The following is a 17,538-nucleotide window of genomic DNA, read 5'->3' on the forward strand; positions in this document are numbered from 1 at the left end:
CTACACCTGTTTCAGCAAACCTCGCAGTTGCAGATCTGCCACACGCCCTCGTTCGCTGTCAATGACCGAGCTGGAATGCGAAGAGCCCCACAGCGTGTGCTGTGGGGCTCTGCAGTCTGCGGTCAGTCAGGCTGCCGCAGTCGGATCACTTGAGGGTGACGGTGGCGCCGGCAGCCTCGAGGGTCTCCTTGGCCTTCTCGGCGTCTTCCTTCGAAGCGCCTTCGAGGACGGGCTTGGGGGCTCCGTCGACGAGGTCCTTGGCTTCCTTCAGTCCGAGAGAGGTCAGTCCGCGGACCTCCTTGATGACGGGAACCTTCTTCTCGCCGGCCGATTCGAGGATGACGTCGAATTCGGTCTGCTCTTCAGCGGGTTCCTCTCCGCCTCCGGCGGCAGGGGCAGCGGCGACGGCGGCGGCCGGAGCGGCAGCCTCGACGTCGAATTCCTCTTCGAACTTCTTGACGAACTCGGAGAGTTCGATGAGGGTGAGCTCCTTGAAAGCTTCGATGAGCTCGTCGGTGGTGAGCTTAGCCATGGTGGCTAGTCCTTCCTGTTTTGGTCACGGTCGGTGACCGGGTTTGTTGGGGGTGATGCTCAGGCTTTACGAAGCGGGAGTGTCGTCCTGCTTCTCGCGGAGAGCATCGACAGTGCGCGCGGCCTTGACCAGCGGAGCGGTGAAGAGGTAAGCCGCCTGGTGGAGGCTTGCCTTCATGGCACCGGCTGCCTTTGCAAGCAGCACTTCGCGGGATTCGAGGTCGGCGAGCTGGTTGACCTGCTCGGGGCTGAGTGCGGCTCCATCGAAGTAGCCGCCCTTGACCACGAGCTGGGGGTTCGCCTTGGCAAAGTTACGCAGAGCCTTGGCAGCCTCGGGCGGTTCGCCGTTGACGAACGCGATCGCGGTGGGCCCATTGAGGTGCTCATCGAGACCGGTGACTCCGGCTTCCTTGGCTGCAATCTTGGTCAGCGTGTTCTTTACCACGGCGTAGCTGACGTTCTCACCGAGAGAGACGCGCAGCTCTTTCAGCTGCGCGACGGTGAGACCGCGGTACTCGGTCAGCAACACAGCGTCGGAGTTCTCAAACCGCTGTTTGATCTCCTCGACTGCGGCTGCCTTGTCTGGCCTCGCCATGGTGTTCCTTTCATAAGTCGTCCGGTCCGCCCCGACACACAGAAAAAGCGCTCCACGCAGGAAGGCGTGAAACGCTTGACACCGGATTCCGAGAGGAAACCAGCGGAAGTATCTCGAGCTCACCTGCGTGGGACACTCACTGGGAGTCTTCGTCCGCGGGCACCTGGATCCGATGGCGGATCCGAATGCAACCGCGAAGACCGACGGTCTTGGGTGACTTCAGTCTAACGAAGCCGGTCCCACCACGTCCAATCCCGCCCCGAGATCCCCACCACACCGCTGCCCCGCAGCGAAACGGCGGCCCTGCCTCCCTCGAGCGAGGGTGCAGGGCCGCCGCAGGCCGTTCGCCGGTCAGTACTCGATGACGACGCGACCGTCGATCTTGCCGTGGACCATCTCGTCGAAGATCTCGTTGATATCCTCGAGCGGCCTCTTCGTGAACGTCGGGTGGATCTTCCCGGCGGCATAGAACTCGAGGGCTTCGACCATGTCCTGGCGAGTGCCGACGATCGAACCGCGGATCGTCAGGCCCTTGAGCACGATGTCGAAGATCGGCGCGGGGAAGTCACCCGGAGGCAGACCGTTGAATACGATGGTCCCGCCTCGGCGGGTCATGCCGATCGCCTGCCCGAAGGCCTTCGGGTGCACGGCGGTGACGAGAACACCATGCGAGCCGCCGATCTTGTCCTGGATGATCTCGGCCGGATCCTCGGCGAAGGCGTTGACCGTGATCTCCGCTCCGTGCTTCTTCGCCAGCGCCAGCTTGTCATCGGCGACATCGACGGCGACGACGCGCATGCCCATCGCCACCGCGTACTGCACTGCGATGTGGCCGAGTCCGCCGATGCCGGAGATGACGACCCATTGGCCGGGTCGGACCTCGGTGCGCTTGAGTGCCTTGTAGACGGTGACGCCGGCGCACAGCAGGGGCGCGATCTCATAGGGGTCGGCTCCGTCGGGGATCGCGGCGGCGAAGCGCGTGTCGACGAGCATGTACTCGCCGAAGGATCCGTCGACTCCGTAGCCGCCGTTGATCTGCTGCTCACACAGCGTCTCCCAGCCCTGACGGCAGTGCTCACAGGTTCCGCAGGCCGTCCACAGCCAGGCGTTGCCGACCATCTGGCCGACTTCGACGTCCGTGACGCCGGGGCCGACCTTCTCCACGGTCCCCACACCCTCATGTCCCGGGATGAGAGGAATCTTCGGTTTGACCGGCCAGTCCCCCTGCGAGGCGTGCAGATCGGTGTGGCACACACCCGAGGCGATGAGTTTGACCAGCGCCTGTCCGGGACCGGGTTCGGGGATCGCATTGTCTCCGACGACGAGCTCCTGGCCGAAGCCCTCGACGACTGCTGCTTTCATTTCAGACATCTTCGTCTCCTTGTGTTGGTATGGGATGTCACGCGGGTTTGGGAACATGGAGGCGTTCAGCGCCTGGCTGCCGCCTGCCGTCTGCGGTGTCGGGCGAGCCCCGGCACCGCAGACGGTCGGATCGCTCAGAAGAAGCCCTGAGCGTTCTGCGAGTAGCTGACCAGCAGGTTCTTCGTCTGCTGGTAGTGGTCGAGCATCATCTTGTGGTTCTCACGTCCGATGCCCGAGGCCTTGTACCCGCCGAAGGCCGCGTGCGCAGGGTAGGCGTGGTAGTTGTTGACCCACACACGGCCGGCTTGGATGTCGCGTCCGGCCCGGTAGGCGGTGTTGCCGTCGCGCGACCAGACGCCTGCGCCGAGGCCGTAGAGGGTGTCGTTGGCAGTGGCCACGGCATCGTCGTAGTCGCTGAACGTCGCCACCGAGACGACGGGCCCGAAGATCTCCTCCTGGAAGATCCGCATCCTGTTCGTGCCCTTGAAGATCGTCGGCTGGACGTAGAAGCCTCCGGCGAGGTCCCCTCCGAGCTCGGCCTTGTCACCGCCGGTGAGCACCTCGGCGCCCTCCTGTCGGCCGATGTCGAGGTAGGACATGATCTTCTCGAACTGGTCGTTCGAGGCCTGGGCTCCCATCATGGTGTCGGTGTCGAGCGGGTTGCCCTGGACGATCGCCTTCGTCCGCTCGACGACCGCGTCGAGGAACGGATCGGCGATCGACTCCTGGATCAGCCCGCGCGAGGGACAGGTGCAGACCTCGCCCTGATTGAGGGCGAACATCGTGAAGCCCTCCTTGGCTTTGTCCCAGAAGGCATCATCGGCGGCCATGACATCGTCGAAGAAGATGTTCGGCGACTTCCCGCCCAGCTCCAGAGTCACCGGGATGATGTTCTGCGAGGCGTACTGCATGATCAGCCGACCGGTGGTGGTCTCACCGGTGAACGCGATCTTCGAGATCCGCTTGTTCGATGCCAGCGGTTTGCCGGCTTCGAGGCCGAAGCCGTTGACGACGTTGAGCACGCCCTCGGGCAGCAGATCCGCGATGAGCTCGACGAGCACGAGGATCGAGGCCGGAGTCTGCTCGGCCGGTTTGAGGACGACGCAGTTGCCGGCGGCCAGGGCCGGAGCCAGCTTCCACACTCCCATGAGGATCGGGAAGTTCCACGGAATGATCTGACCGACCACACCGAGGGGTTCATGGAAGTGGTAGGCGACGGTGTCGTCGTCGATCTGGGACAGCCCGCCCTCCTGGGCGCGGATGGCACCGGCGAAGTAGCGGAAGTGGTCGACGGCCAGCGGAAGGTCGGCGTTGAGGCATTCGCGCACGGCCTTGCCGTTGTCCCAGGTCTCGGCGACGGCGAGCAGTTCGAGGCTGTCCTCCATGCGGTCGGCGATCGTGTTGAGGATGTTCGCCCGTTCGGCCACCGAGGTCTTGCCCCAGGCCGGTGCCGCCTTGTGCCCGGCATCGACGGCGAGCTCGATGTCCTCGGACGTGCTGGCCGGAACCTCGGTGAAGACCTGTCCGGTGACCGGGCTGGGATTCTCGAAGTAGTTTCCGCCCACGGGCGGCACCCACCGGCCCCCGATGAAGTTCTCGTAGCGGGACTTGAAGGTGACCAGCGATCCGTCCTGACCGGGCTGCGCGTAGACAGTCATTGCAACTCCTTTGATGCGTCTGCTTTCACCGGATGATCTCCGTGTGGGCACGACGCTACCCAGGGCAACGTTGCATGTGGGTTGCATCACGATCCGGCGCGATCGCCGGCGCCGACCCTCAGCAGCCGAGGGCCTCCAGGCGCACCACGGCGGCATTGCGCTCGACGGCCTCGGGAGGGGCCAGGCGCAGCACGGTCATGAGGACTTCGACGTCGTCGCGGAAGTCCGGCAGATCGGCATAGCGCCACAGCTGCTGCCAGGTTCCGTCCTGGAGCAGGGTCTCACGCATGTGGGCATCGACCTCCGCTCCGATCTCGCGGACTCCGGGAGCATCCGAGTCCGGCAGCACGGGCCCGCGGTACTGCCCCAGCGCGGTGTCCACATCTCCCTGCGCCAGCGCCTCGCTGGTGCGTTCGAGATCGGAGCTGAGCCGGCCGCGCAGCCGATAGGGACGGGCATCGATGTGCAGACCGTCGATTCCGTCGATGGCCCGGCGCAGCCGGTTGATCTCGGCCCGGACACTGACCTCGCTGCCCCCGACCGGCCACAGACGCTCGACGAGCCCGGAGCCGCTGATGCCATCGGGAAACCGGTGCAGCAGGAGCAGGATCTCGGCATGCCGTCGGGTCAGGGAGATCTGCCTGCCGTCAGGACCCCGCAGGGCGGGTTCGGGGCCGAAGACGATGAGTTCGCATCCGGCCGCCTCGGCGTCGGATCGAAGCACTCGCTGCGGAGTGTAGAGCTGGGACAGCTGCGCACCGGCGGCCTTCGCCGTCGAGGCCAGCAGCGGCAGCACGATCGAGGACACCGCATCGTCTCCGCCGGTGACGTCGATGATGCCGAGGACCTGACCGGTCAAGGGGTGGGTGACGGGAACTGCGCTGCAGCTCCACGAGTGGACGTCCGGGGCGAAGTGCTCGGCCTGGCTGATCTGCACGGCTTTCCGGGATTGCAGGGCCAGGCCCGGCGCCGAGGTGCCCATGACCTCCTCGGACCAGTCCGTCCCGGGAATGAACCCCATGGTCTCGGCACGGTCGCGCACGCTCCGCTCCCCCTCGACCCACAGGAGGCGACCCTGCTCGTCACCGAGCGCTGCCAGCAGACCCGCGTCCTTCGCGGGTTCGATGAGGTGCGAACGCAGCAGCGGCATGATCGAGTGGAAGGGGTGGCGTCGCCTCATCTCGGCCAGCTGCTCGGCCTCATAGGCCACGCGCACTCGGGCGCCGGCGGGATCGCGCAGTCGGTTCAGGCTACGGTTCCAGGACTCGAGCACCGATGAGCGCACTCCGCTGCGGCGTTCATCGTGACTGCCGCCGAGACCTCTGAGATCCGCCGACGGCTGCTGCAGGCGATCGTGCGCCAATCGCACGGTGCGCTGATAGGCATCTTCGAGCAGAAGCGTCGAGTCCATGGCGGACGGTCCACCTCCATCGGCGGTCATCGGATGAGAACTGTCAGAAGAGAGCCTCGATTGCTCACAATCTAATCGCGAACCGGCCTCCGAGCAAGGCCGCGGACGAATCAGGGCGGGAAGCGAACGATTCGCTTCCCGCCCTCAGACTGCGCTGACCCGCTGATCAGACGCGCAGACCCGAATGGTCGACCGGAACGGCGGGGCCGTTCGAGGTCGTGATCGCAGCCTTGCTGATGTAGCGGCCCTTCGAGGCGGAGGGCTTCAGACGCAGGATCTCGTCGACGGCTGCTTCGAAGTTCTCCTGCAGAGCTTCCTCGGAGAAGGAGACCTTTCCGATGATGAAGTGCAGGTTCGAGTGCTTGTCGACGCGGAATTCGATCTTTCCGCCCTTGATGTCGGCCACGGCCTTCGCGACGTCCATGGTCACGGTGCCGGTCTTCGGGTTCGGCATCAGGCCACGGGGACCGAGCACCTTGCCGAGACGACCGACCTTGCCCATCATGTCGGGGGTCGCAACAGCGGCATCGAAGTCGGTGAACCCTCCGGCCACCTTCTCCAGCAGGTCATCGGAGCCGACGTAGTCGGCACCTGCTTCACGGGCAGCTTCTGCACGGTCGCCGGCAGCGAACACCAGGACCCGGGCGGTCTTACCGGTACCATGCGGAAGGTTGACGGTGCCGCGCACCATCTGGTCCGCCTTGCGGGGGTCAACACCCAGGCGGAGGGCGACCTCGACGGTGGCGTCGTACTTCGCCACGCTGGTCTCTTTGGCCAGGGCGATCGCCTGAGCCGGTTCGTAGTTCACATCTGCGGCGATCTTCTCAGCCGCGGCCTGGTAGGCCTTTGAACGCTTTGCCATCTGCTTTGCTCCTTGCAGTCGTGGTGTGGGCTGCGTGGGCCCTGCCACTGGATGAGGTGAGGTCTCAGACCTCGATGTCGGTGGTCACACCCATGGAACGTGCGGTTCCGGCCACGATGCGGTCGGCCTGTTCCATGGTGATGGCGTTGAGGTCGGGCATCTTCGTGGTGGCGATCTCACGCACCTGATCAGCGCTGAGGTGAGCGACCTTGACGGTGTGCGGCGTCGCCGAACCTGACTTCACTCCGGCGGCCTTCTTGATCAGCTCTGCGGCCGGCGGGGTCTTGAGCACGAAGTCGAACGAACGATCTTCGTACACGGTGATCTCGACGGGAACGATGTTTCCGCGCTGGGATTCTGTGGCGGCATTGTAGGCCTTGCAGAATTCCATGATGTTGACGCCGTGCTGGGCAAGCGCCGGACCGATCGGAGGGGCCGGGTTGGCGGCACCTGCCTGAATCTGGAGCTTGACGAGGCCGGCTACCTTTTTCTTGGGAGGCATGTACGGTCCTTAATCTTGAGGTTTCGATGTGCCAGACGAAAACGGCACATCGTTCGACGGCGGACTCCGATGAGGGCCGCAATCAAACCACACCAGTATTCCATGCGCGCGCGGCTTTGGGCAAATGCCTGTGGGCCGCATCACTGGCGCCGCATCACCGGATCGAAGTCTCACCGAGGCGGCCGACCCGATGCGGTTGCCTCGACACCCTCGTTCAACCGCCGGCGCGAATATCGACCCGAGGAACGCTCGAAATCCGGGCTCAGCCTTGAACGGGGAATATCGTCGCCGAGGCGACCGCCCAGGCACGGGCGAAGGGGCCCGGAATCATCCGGGCCCCTTCGAGCGGAAGTCTCACCTGATCGCCGAGGCGGTCAGTTCGCACCTGCGGTTCTCACAGCTTCGACACCTGGTCGAAGCCGAGCTCGACCGGAACATCGCGTTCGAAGATCGACAGCAGCACGGTGAGCTTCTGCGACTCCGGACGGATCTCCTGGATGGTGGCGGGATGGCCCTCGAAGGAGCCCTCCTTGACGAGCACGGACTCGCCGACCTCGAATTCCACCTCGGTGACGGGGGCCGGTTTCGCGGCGGCCTCGGCGGCAGGTCCCTCGGCAGCGGCGGCCTCGGCCTGACGCTCCTCGAAGATCGGGGCCAGCATCGAGAAGACCTCGTCGATCGACAGCGGGGTCGGGTCGTAGGCGTTGCCGACGAACCCGGTCACACCCGGAGTGTGGCGGACCGCGCCCCACGACTCATCGGTCAGCTCCATGCGCACGAGAACGTAGCCGGGCATGCGCACGCGGCGGACCTGCTTGCGCTGGCCGTTCTTGATCTCGACGACGTCTTCCATCGGCACCTGCGATTCGAAGATGTACTCTTCGAGGTTGAGGCTGATGGTGCGGTTCTCGAGGTTCTGCTTGACCCTGTTCTCGTAGCCGGCATAGGAGTGGATGACGTACCAGTCGCCCTCCTGCATGCGCAGCTCGGCCTTGAACTCCTCGGCCGGGTCCTCCTCGACAGCGGACTCATCGTCGTCGCCGGCGTCGCCTGCGTCCTCGTCGTCCGCAGTCGCGGACTCGCCTTCTGCGTCTGACCCAGCGGCCGCGTCCGCCGATTCGGGCTGTGCGGATTCGACGTCCGCGTCTTCGGCCGCTGCCGCCTCGGCGTCGGCCGGAGCTTCGGTTTCGGGCACCGCTGCGGCACCCGATTCCTCGGGAGTGACGTCCTGTGTCTCAGGGGTCTCCTGCTCAGGTGAACTGGTATCCGACACCGATCATTTCCTCGCTTCGCGTGTTGTGATTCCCATTCGGGAGTGAAGATTCAGCTTAAAGTGTCTCACTGCGGACCGCGGTTCACCACAGGGGCCACAGCGGCGTTCCGCCGAAGACGAATCCGACGAGCTTGCCGAACACCAGGTCCAGGACCGTGACGAGGAGCATCATGAACAGGATGAAGCCCAGCACCACCAGGGTGTAATTGACCAGCTGCTTCCGCGTCGGAGTGACGACCTTCTTGAGTTCTGCCACAACCTCGCGGAAGAACTGCAGGATTCGTCCGAAGAATCCGAGCTTCTTGGGACCGGAGGCACTGCTGGGTGCGCTGCCAGTCTTCTTTGCCGGTGTGTCGCTCACACATCCTCACTCGGTCGGTTTCGTTAGGGCTTCACAATTGTTCGTGCCAGTCGAGGACGGCGCCTAGCCGATGAGACTTCGGCAGAGTCAACTGCGCAGGGGTGACAGGACTCGAACCTGCAACCTACGGTTTTGGAGACCGTTGCGCTACCAATTGCGCCACACCCCTTCGATCGAACAACTCGAATCCTTGGGATCCGGTGACTGTCCAACCACGAGAAACGAGCATACCGTGCCCGACCGTCGTTCGTCGAACCGGAGGGCGCACAGGTGGCACAAGCGTGTCGCCGCTCACTCACCGCCTCTCATTGCCCGGCGACGTCCTCATGGGGTTGGGCCACCAGCGGCAGGGGCTCGGGGAAGCGCACCCACGGATCGATGTGCACCTCCATCTCAGGCGTGACGGTGATGATCTGCACGTCGATCGGCCGCTTCGTGGCATTGTCGACGCGGATGATGCTCAGCTCCGCGTTCATCTTCAGCGGCCCCGGAGTCAGCGCATTCGCAAGCGCGCCCCCGGTCGTGGAGCTGAGGTAGCGGACTCCGGAGCCGAAGGTCTCGGGGCCGACCCTGCGGTGCCAGTGTCCGCTCAGAGCGTAGTCGGCGCATCCGGCTCGCAGGCTCGGGGCACCCACAGCGGCATCGTGGATGAGCATGATGTCGAAGTCCGTCTCGCAGGCTTCGTCTCGCAGCCGCTGCGCGTACTGGTCGGCAGTGAGTTCGGTCTCGAGCTGCGCCCCGGAGCCGAAGACGGTGCGGCGGGGGTCCGCGGCGCCGAAGAAGGTCACCCCGGCCATCTCCGCGGTCGAATCCTCGAGCACCTCCCAGCCGCGGGTCTTCGCATGCTGGGTCGTCTCCGTCGAGTCGTGGTTGCCCTTGACGATCACGCGGGGCATCTCATCGGGCAGTTCATCGTCGAGGACGTCGAGACAGTAGTTCTCCGCGGAGGTTCCGGTCATCGTGATGTCGCCGCCGTCGATATAGGCGTCGGCGCCGCTCATCCCGGCCACCTCTCCGACGACGCGGGCCATGCCGATGTTGCAGTGCAGATCGGACCCGAAGACGAACGTCGACACTGCCCGGTCCGAGTCGTCCGCGTCCTCCTGTCCGGCTGCCCCGGCGGGTGGGACCATTCCGCGGTCGGTCCAGTTGCCCGTGATCGGTCGTCGGTCCCACTGCTGCCTGAGTGCGGCCAGCACCTGGTCGTAGAATGCATCGTTGTCCTCGGCGAAGTCCTGCACCGCAGTCAGCGCGGTGTCGATCACTCCGCCGAGGCGGCCGGTGACCTGGGAGCCGGCCAAGGGGGTGCCGTCGAAGGCGGGATCGGCCGCGATCGGTTTCGGACGATTGAGCACGAGGCCGCCGAGTCCGGTCAGCACGAGAACGATCACCAGGCAGATGCCGATGAGCTCCTTGCCGACGAGGGCCCGGACGATGCCATCGAGCCGCTGCGAGCCCAGGAACGCCGCGAGGCCGACGAGCCCACCGGTGACCAGGCACACCGCCAGCGCCCACCGGGTGAGGATCTCCCGGCTCAGCCCCTCCACCACCTGGTCGATCTGAGCCTGCGGGGAGGAGAACAGGGAGGCATAGGAGGCGATGTCTCCGCCGAGGGCGTCGATGCTTCCCCCGCCGGGATCCTTCACCTCGTCGGGGTCGGCGGCGGGCCGCTCCTCGTCCCGGTCGTCGCCGGAGACCGGGATCTCTCCGATGTCGACATGCAGTCCGAGGCCGAGGGGAATGTAGTCCTCGGCAGGAACGAGCAGCTCCCCCAAGGGGCCGAAGTCCACGGTCAGCCGGGAATCGGCGGTGACACGGTACTGCGCCTCGTGCGGGCCGAAGGTGAGATCGGCACGGGAGGTGAAGAGCGCCCACGGCAGGGTCACCAGAGCGACGGCCGCCAGGGCGAGGAGGAGACAGGTGGTTCTGCGACGCGATGACACGTGCTCAGTCTATGGAAGTTCTCCGCCGTCTACGGAAGCGCTCCGTCGTTCAGGGCACAGCCGATAAAGGTCGGTTCGGGCTCCAAGGTGATGCCGAAGGCGTTTTCGACACCGGCGACGATCGTGTTCGCGAGTTCGATGACGTCGGCGGTCCTCGCCTGTCCCCGGTTCGTCAGCGCCAGGGTGTGCTTGTCCGACAGCGCCGCTCGCCCGGGCCCGAGACTGAATCCCTTGGAGAATCCCGCGTGTTCGATCAGCCAGGCCGCCGAGGTCTTCGTCTTCCCCTCGATCTTCGCGCCGCTGAGCGGATCGGTCACCGGGTAGCGGGGAGCCTCGGCCGGCAGGGTGTCCGGGTCGTCGACGATGGGATTGGTGAAGAAGGACCCTGCCGACCACGAGTCGTGGTCGTCGGGGTCGAGCACCATCCCCTTCGAGCGGCGCAGTCCGATGACGCTCTCGCGCACGAGGCCCACTTCCACCCGGGCGCCGATCTCGACGTCGAGGGCGGAGGCGAGCTGGGCGTAGCGCACCGGCAGGGACTGCTGACTGCGCTGGAGGTCGAAGGTCACCGACAGCACCACGAACTGCGGTGTCCCGGCCGCGATCTGCGCGCGCTTGAGCGCCGAGGTGCGGTAGCCGAATTCGAGTTCGACCGCGCTGAGGTGCCGGATCTGGCCGGCGACGCGGTCGAAGACCTCGACCGAGGTGATGAGCTCGCCGACCTCGGTGCCGTAGGCGCCGACGTTCTGGATCGGGGTCGCCCCGACGCAGCCGGGGATGCCGGACAGAGCTTCGAGCCCGGACAGGCCGAGTGAGAGCGTATGAGCGACGAAATCGTCCCAGTCCTCCCCCGCCTCGGCGGTCACTCTGACGTCGGTGACCGTGGTCTCGGTGGCTGTGACACCGGTGGTGCGCACCACGCACACGGGCCCGTCGAAGCCGTCGTCGGCGATCAGGAGGTTCGATCCGCCTCCGATGAACAGCACGCCGGCCCGCTCCTCACCGCTGAGTCCCATCTGGTGGGCGCGGCAGAACTCGAGCAGCTCCTCGCGGGTCTCGGCGATGGTCACCTGCGCGGCCGGACCGCCGAGGCGGAAGGTGGTGAACTTCGACAGCTCCTCGCTCACAGCTCCGCTCACCGGCTGATCCGAACCTGGGTGCGGCTGAGGACATCGGCCTCACCCGACTTCACGGTGATGTCGATGCGCGCGGTGCCCACAGCGGCATCGACCGCACCGACCGTGGCCGTGAGCTTGAGCGAGGTCGTCGGGGACGTCGGCGGTCCGGCCTCGGCGTCGGGGACGAGCACCGGAGCGGAGAACCGGGTCCGATAGTCGACGACGGCACCGGGATCGCCGAGCCAGTCGACGACCGGGGCGATGACCGCACCCATCGACAGCATGCCGTGGGCGATGACGCCGTCGAGGCCGACCTCCCGGGCGAATCGCTCGTTCCAGTGGATCGGATTGTGATCGCCCGAGGCCGCGGCGTAGTCGACCAGCGAGGCTAGCGACAGCGGGATCTCCGCCTCGACGACGGTGTCTCCGATGGTCAGCTGGGAGAAGTCGGTGGGACTCATTCTCCGTCTCCTCTCACGACGAGGGTCGAGGTCACGGTGACGACGGGCTGCTGCGCGGCGTCGGTGAGCTCGGTGCGGGTGGTGATCATGGCATTGTCGCCGGCGGCGCGGATCCCGTCGACGTGGGTCACGGCCGACAGGAGGTCACCGGCGACGATGGGACGGGTGAAGGAGAACTGCTCGGAACCGTGGACGACCTTCGAGAAGTCGATGCCCGATTCGGGATCGGCCACATACGCGGCTTCGGACTTCTGCGCGATGATCACGGCGAAGGTGGTCGGGGCGACGACATCGCGATATCCCAGTGCGGTGGCCGCCTCGGCGTCGTAATGGTAATCGGCCTTCGCCCCTGTGGCGCGCGCGAACTCCGCGATCGCCTCCCGGGAGACCTCGTAGGGCTCGGGCAGGGAGAACGAGGCTCCCTGCCTCTCGGTGTTGACCGGCATATAAGCTCTCTTTTCCACTGTGGTCGGTATCGACTCCAGCCTAAACCTTGATCCACCGATGCGGGTAGCTGTTCAAAGCCGCGTGTGAAATGGAAATGCCCCTCCTGAACTGGGAAAATGATGATGTCTAACGTCAACATTCCCGTTCAAGAAAGGGGCACCTCTCAGGTGCTATTCAATCACACACCCACGGCAGCGTCCTACTCCTTCAACGACACGAACCTCGTCAGTCCTACCGGCCTGGTCCCGATCATGCGTCTGGCCCACCAGGCAGGCCTGCTCGACCTCGCCGAGCAGCGTTTGACCGTGACGACGACCGGAGCCGATAAGGGCGCGAACCCGGGCGCGAAACTGTCCACCCTGATCGCGGGCATGGCCGCCGGCGCCGATTCGATCGATGATATGAACATCCTGCGCCACGGCGGCATGAACAGACTCTTCGACCGTGTCTACGCCCCATCGACTTTGGGATCGTTTCTGCGCTCGTTCTCCTTCGGCCACGTCAGACAGCTCGATGCCATCAGCGCCCGTCTTCTGACCGGCTTCGACCAGCACATACGCCTGCTGGCCACCAGTCCGACAACACCGCAGTCGTCAATGGTCTTCGTTGACGTCGACGACACCGTCATCGACGTCCATTCCGCAAGGAAACAAGGAGCCGGATTCGGGTATCAAGGCAGTCGGGGACTCAACGCGCTCTTGGCGACTGCATCGACAAGCACCTCCAGTCAGGTCATCGTCGGTCAGCGTCTCCGGAAGGGCTCTACCTCATCAGCTCGGGGTGCCGACAAGTTCGTCTCTGACGCCCTGGCCACCACTCGACGCATCAATTCCGGTCAGGCCCCGGTGCTGGTGCGTGCTGATTCCGCCTACTACTCGTCGACAATGACCAAAGCCGCCCGCGGTGCTGGGGCCGAGGTGTCGGTGACGGTGCGTATGGACAAGAAGGTCAAAACAGCGATCTCCACCATCGACGATGATGCGTGGACCGGCATCCAGTACCCGGAAGCGATCTTCGACGAAGAGACCAAAACGTGGATCAGCAAGGCTGAAGTCGCTGAAGTCGCCTTTACCGCGTTCACGTCGAAGAAGAAGGCTCTGCAGGTGCCAGGCCGGTTGATCGTGCGACGAGTCCCCGAGCTCAACGAGAAGAAGCGGTCTGCCGGGCAGGACCCGTTATTCGACTTGTACCGATACCACGCCTTCTTCACCACCCTCGATCAGGAGCGCTTCGACACTGTTCTGGCGGACCAGATCCACCGGAAGCACGCAATCATCGAGCAGATCAATGCGGAATTGAAAAACGGTGCACTGGCGCATATGCCCTCAGGGGCCTTCGATGCCAACGCAGCGTGGGTGACGATCGCGGCGATGACTCATAACCTACTGCGGGCAGCTGCTGGGCTCATGGGTGGCCGAATGAGCAAGGCGCGTGCACAAACACTGAGGACGCGTATCATCCTCGTCCCGGCCCGGATTGCCCACCGAGCGAGGAGATTGATCCTGAATCTGCCCAGAGACTGGCCATGGGCCGAGGAATTCGCTCGTTTGTGGCAGGCCGCGTTGAGCCCTCCCCAACGTGCGTTGACATGACCGATCAGCCCGAGCGGGCGTGAAGACCGGGGCCCGGGGAGGAGGCCTACGGGAACTGAAAAGTGGAATCAGACTGGTGAGAGACCGGGACGATGTTCCCTGCCCATTTGTCGACATTTTGCGGGAACCGGATTCACACCACGGCTCCCATACCGATCGGTGGATCAAGGCTAAAGCACGGCTGTGTCCGGGGGCATCCGCGGTCGAGGCCGGCGGAGTCCTGGGTCGTGGCGTCTGCTCTCGGCTGTGGAATCGACCGCGCGTTCGCGTCCGGTTCGCACAATTCATCGGGTCCACCACCGCAAAACTGGTATATGTTATTCACATCACATCTGCCGAGGAGTAGTGCGAAGATGAACGATTCCCCCGCCGCAGACCCAGCGAGCCCCGGGGTGCAGAGGCGAGGGGATTCGGCCCCGCCGCAGGTCGAAGTGGCAGTCGCCACCGACGCCGCCTATGCCGGCGATGAGGCCGACCGGGTGCAGATCAGACGTCCTCTGCGCAATGTCTCCGAGGTCCGACATTTCTTCCGAACGAATCAGACGCCGATCTATTTCGTCGGTGCCACCCCGTTCAACCTGCTCGGCATCGACCGGTGGGTGCGCAACTTCTCCTATGTCACCTACTACGACGGCTGGGACGGCGGTCATCCGCGCGTGTTCTCCCCGCGCTACAAGCCCTATGTCGAGTTCGACTCCGGTGAGTCGATCAACAACTGGCTGCTGCTCAACGCCGAGGTGCGCGCTCATATGACGCGCAGCATCCCGCATGGGGAGCGGGTCAAGGTCGCCATGGTCTTCTTCGACGAGGAGACCGAGAGGATCTGCCGGGAACTCGGCTACGACCTCATCCTGCCCTCGGCCGCGCTGCGCAATCAGCTGGATTCGAAGATCGAGACCACCAAGCTCGGCAATGAGGCCGGGGCGTTCTCCGTGCCCAATGTGCTCACCACGGCCGATACCTTTCAGGAGCTGACAGATCAGGCCGCCGAGGCGGGGCTCGGCGGAGATCTCGTCGTGCAGACCCCGTACGGCGATTCGGGGAAGACGACGTTCTTCATCTCCGCTGAGTCGGATTGGCAGAGGCATGAGGACGACATCGTCGGCGAGCAGCTGAAGGTGATGAAACGGATCAGCAACACCCCTGTCGCCGTCGAAGCCGTCATCACCTCCAGCGGAGTCGTCGTCGGCCCCTATCTCACCGAACTGGCCGGTTTCCCCGAACTCACCCCGTATCCGGGCGGCTGGTGCGGCAATGAGATGAAACCCGATGTCCTCAACGCGCAGCAGCGAGCCCAGACCCGCGAGCTCGTGCGCAAGATGGGCGAAGGTCTGCGCAAACGCGGCTACCGGGGCTTCTTCGAAGTCGATGTGCTCGTCGACCTCGACAGCGACGACTGTTGGCTCGGTGAGCTCAATCCGCGCATCTCCGGAGCCTCGGCGATCACGAACGTCACCGCCGGGGCCTATGCCGACGTTCCGCTGTTCCTGTTCCATCTGCTCGAATACCTCGATGTCGAGTTCGACCTCGACGTCGATGAGATCAACGAGCGATGGGAGGAGCTGTCCGGGGCCGACGAGTGGAGCCAGATGATCATCAGGAGACGGCTCCGATCACCGAGTACATCACTCATTCGCCGCTGACCGGCCAGTACTGCCTCGACCAGTACGGGACGCTGGCATACAAGCGGGCGGCACTGGACTGGCACCCGCTGCAGAACGGCAATGAGGCGTTCTTCCTGCGCATCTTCGGGGCCGGGGACTATCGCTGGAAGGGTGCGGACCTCGGTGTGCTGGTGACGAAGAATCCGCTGCAGACCAATGTGGGCGGACCGGATGCGCTGAGCATCAGGGCCAAGCACTTCATCGATTCGATCCGGGCCATGTACGCCGGGATCCCGGTGGCGCCGGAGGACCCGTCACCGGCTCTGGGCGGGCCGGGAACCAAGGGAGACTGACCCGGGAGGCGGGGCCGCCTCGGTGATACTCTCGTCACGACCCGAGCCGGCGCCGCGGCCAGAAGCCGATGAAGCGATCAGACACCGGTCGAACCGGCGCCGCCGAAGCCGACCGGCCGAACCGGCGCCGCCGAAGCCGGACGAAGACCGATCCGAGAACACGAGGTGAAGCGTGACCGAACCGTCACCGGGACAGACAAGCCCATTCCCCCGGCAGACGCCGCAGGCCCGGCAGGCACGGCGCTGGGAGCCGCCGGCATCGACAGGGACAACTGGCAGGCTCCCGACAACATCCGGTGGTCGTTCCAGAACGTCGCACGGGTGCTGCCGACGACGCCGATCTCGCGCGGGACCGGGCCGGTGGCCGAACTGCCGGTCGAGCTGCAGGACCTCGGCGAGGTCGAGATCCCCGCGACCGAGCACTCCGGGGCCCGCAGCGTCCGCAGCGTCATCGAAGCCACGGACACGGACGGATGGATGCTGCTCCACAACGGGACCGCCCTCATCGAGGAGTACTTCGGCGCCATGACCCCGTCGACCGAGCATCTGCTCATGTCGGTGAGCAAATCGCTCGTCAGCACGGTCGCCGGCGTGCTCGCCGGTTCGGGCGACCTCGACCCGAGGCGTCCGATCACCGACTACGTGCCCGAACTCGCAGATTCCGGCTATGCCGGGGCCACCGTGCGGAACATCCTCGACATGCGCTCGGGGATCAGATTCTCCGAGGACTACCTCGACCCGGAGTCCGAGGTCCGACAGATCGAGGAGGCCATCGGCTGGTCCGAGGCCGCGCGGGTCAGCCCCGGCATCGGCATGTACGAGTTCCTCACCACGCTCGAGGCGAAGTCCGAGCACGGTGGGGTCTTCGAATACCGCTCGTGCGAGTCCGATGTGCTCGGCTGGGTGTGCGAGAAGATCGCCGGGGAGAGCATGCAGACGCTGATGTCGCGGGTGCTGTGGTCCCGCCTCGGGGCGGAGCAGGACGCGCTCATCGCCACCGATCAGTACGGGGTCGGCATGTTCGACGGTGGGATCAACACCACTCTGCGCGACCTCGCCCGCTTCGGCTTCGTCTACGCCAACCGCGGCCGATCGCTGACCGGTCAGCAGGTCGCTCCGACGACGTGGATCGGCGACACGCTCACGACCTCGGAGGACGTGCGGCAGGCCTTCGCCGACGGCCCCGGGGACAATCGGATGCCCGGCGGGGCGTATCACAACCAGTTCTGGTTCCCCTTCCCCGACTCCCACGCGTTCCTGGCCCTGGGCATCCACGGCCAGATGATCTACATGAACCCGGGCGCGAACGTCGTCGGGGTCAAGCTCTCCAGCTGGGGGCTGCCGCAGGATGCGGCGAAGCTGTTCCCGACGATCCGTGCGTTCGAGGCCCTGGCCATGGCCGTGAACTCCCCGGCGAAATAGCCCCCGGTCTCCAGCACCATCACACCCCCGCTTGCGTCACAGC

17 protein-coding genes and 1 tRNA gene are annotated in these 17,538 nt (G+C 65.1%); 4 read left to right on the forward strand and 14 right to left on the reverse strand.

Annotated features, from left to right (window positions below; genetic code table 11):
- Positions 1 to 145: 145 nt before the first annotated feature.
- From rplL to IG171_RS10975, 14 genes are all read right to left on the reverse strand, one after another.
- Positions 146 to 532: a 50S ribosomal protein L7/L12 gene (gene rplL / locus IG171_RS10910; protein WP_212127473.1), complete on the reverse strand. Its 387-nt coding sequence runs from the start codon at positions 530 to 532 to the stop codon at positions 146 to 148.
- 66 nt (positions 533 to 598) lie between these two features.
- Positions 599 to 1,126: a 50S ribosomal protein L10 gene (rplJ, locus tag IG171_RS10915; protein ID WP_212127474.1), complete on the reverse strand. Its 528-nt coding sequence runs from the start codon at positions 1,124 to 1,126 to the stop codon at positions 599 to 601.
- A 351-nt stretch (positions 1,127 to 1,477) separates the two neighbouring features.
- The gene (gene adhP / locus IG171_RS10920) at positions 1,478 to 2,497 is read right to left on the reverse strand and encodes an alcohol dehydrogenase AdhP (protein WP_212127475.1); all 1,020 of its coding nucleotides are present in this window, start codon (positions 2,495 to 2,497) and stop codon (positions 1,478 to 1,480) included.
- A gap of 125 nt (positions 2,498 to 2,622) precedes the next feature.
- A complete protein-coding gene (locus tag IG171_RS10925; protein ID WP_212127476.1) occupies positions 2,623 to 4,146 on the reverse strand; it encodes an aldehyde dehydrogenase family protein in 1,524 nt (507 codons plus the stop codon).
- 118 nt (positions 4,147 to 4,264) lie between these two features.
- Positions 4,265 to 5,557 carry a helix-turn-helix domain-containing protein gene (locus tag IG171_RS10930; RefSeq protein WP_212127477.1) on the reverse strand — a complete coding sequence of 431 codons (1,293 nt, stop codon included), beginning with the start codon at positions 5,555 to 5,557 and terminating at the stop codon, positions 4,265 to 4,267.
- A gap of 166 nt (positions 5,558 to 5,723) precedes the next feature.
- Positions 5,724 to 6,419, reverse strand: a complete 696-nt coding sequence (rplA, locus tag IG171_RS10935) for a 50S ribosomal protein L1 (protein ID WP_212127478.1) — start codon at positions 6,417 to 6,419, stop codon at positions 5,724 to 5,726.
- A gap of 64 nt (positions 6,420 to 6,483) precedes the next feature.
- Positions 6,484 to 6,921, reverse strand: a complete 438-nt coding sequence (gene rplK, locus IG171_RS10940; protein ID WP_212127479.1) for a 50S ribosomal protein L11 — start codon at positions 6,919 to 6,921, stop codon at positions 6,484 to 6,486.
- A 394-nt stretch (positions 6,922 to 7,315) separates the two neighbouring features.
- Positions 7,316 to 8,116 (reverse strand): transcription termination/antitermination protein NusG, encoded by an 801-nt coding sequence (gene nusG, locus IG171_RS10945; protein ID WP_249204336.1) that lies wholly within the window; start codon positions 8,114 to 8,116, stop codon positions 7,316 to 7,318.
- Between the two features lie 160 nt (positions 8,117 to 8,276).
- Positions 8,277 to 8,555: a preprotein translocase subunit SecE gene (secE, locus tag IG171_RS10950; RefSeq protein WP_135537149.1), complete on the reverse strand. Its 279-nt coding sequence runs from the start codon at positions 8,553 to 8,555 to the stop codon at positions 8,277 to 8,279.
- Positions 8,556 to 8,651: 96 nt separating this feature from the next.
- Positions 8,652 to 8,724, reverse strand: a tRNA-Trp gene (locus tag IG171_RS10955).
- Between the two features lie 136 nt (positions 8,725 to 8,860).
- Positions 8,861 to 10,498 (reverse strand): metallophosphoesterase, encoded by a 1,638-nt coding sequence (locus tag IG171_RS10960; protein WP_249203635.1) that lies wholly within the window; start codon positions 10,496 to 10,498, stop codon positions 8,861 to 8,863.
- Between the two features lie 29 nt (positions 10,499 to 10,527).
- Positions 10,528 to 11,637, reverse strand: a complete 1,110-nt coding sequence (locus IG171_RS10965) for a UDP-N-acetylmuramate dehydrogenase (RefSeq protein ID WP_249203637.1) — start codon at positions 11,635 to 11,637, stop codon at positions 10,528 to 10,530.
- Complete coding sequence (locus tag IG171_RS10970; protein ID WP_212127481.1) at positions 11,634 to 12,077, reverse strand: MaoC/PaaZ C-terminal domain-containing protein; 444 nt, start codon at positions 12,075 to 12,077, stop codon at positions 11,634 to 11,636. The genes IG171_RS10965 and IG171_RS10970 overlap by 4 nt, the downstream gene beginning before the upstream one ends.
- A complete protein-coding gene (locus tag IG171_RS10975; protein WP_212127482.1) occupies positions 12,074 to 12,523 on the reverse strand; it encodes a MaoC family dehydratase N-terminal domain-containing protein in 450 nt (149 codons plus the stop codon). The genes IG171_RS10970 and IG171_RS10975 overlap by 4 nt, the downstream gene beginning before the upstream one ends.
- A gap of 168 nt (positions 12,524 to 12,691) precedes the next feature.
- Between IG171_RS10975 and IG171_RS10980 the strand changes: the two genes are divergently transcribed.
- The 4 genes from IG171_RS10980 (at position 12,692) to IG171_RS10990 (ending at position 17,495) form a co-directional block, all read left to right on the forward strand.
- Positions 12,692 to 14,116 (forward strand): IS1380 family transposase, encoded by a 1,425-nt coding sequence (locus IG171_RS10980; protein ID WP_135542801.1) that lies wholly within the window; start codon positions 12,692 to 12,694, stop codon positions 14,114 to 14,116.
- Between the two features lie 353 nt (positions 14,117 to 14,469).
- On the forward strand, positions 14,470 to 15,759 hold the full coding sequence (locus IG171_RS10985) for a biotin carboxylase (RefSeq protein ID WP_249203639.1): 1,290 nt from the start codon (positions 14,470 to 14,472) through the stop codon (positions 15,757 to 15,759).
- The gene (locus tag IG171_RS19065; RefSeq protein WP_249203641.1) at positions 15,696 to 16,073 is read left to right on the forward strand and encodes a hypothetical protein; all 378 of its coding nucleotides are present in this window, start codon (positions 15,696 to 15,698) and stop codon (positions 16,071 to 16,073) included. Before IG171_RS10985 ends, IG171_RS19065 begins: the two co-directional genes overlap by 64 nt.
- Positions 16,074 to 16,238: 165 nt before the next feature.
- Positions 16,239 to 17,495 (forward strand): serine hydrolase, encoded by a 1,257-nt coding sequence (locus IG171_RS10990; RefSeq protein WP_249203643.1) that lies wholly within the window; start codon positions 16,239 to 16,241, stop codon positions 17,493 to 17,495.
- Positions 17,496 to 17,538: the final 43 nt, after the last annotated feature.

Source organism: Brevibacterium sp. SMBL_HHYL_HB1 (genome assembly GCF_018208375.1).
Lineage (GTDB): Bacteria > Actinomycetota > Actinomycetes > Actinomycetales > Brevibacteriaceae > Brevibacterium > Brevibacterium intestinavium.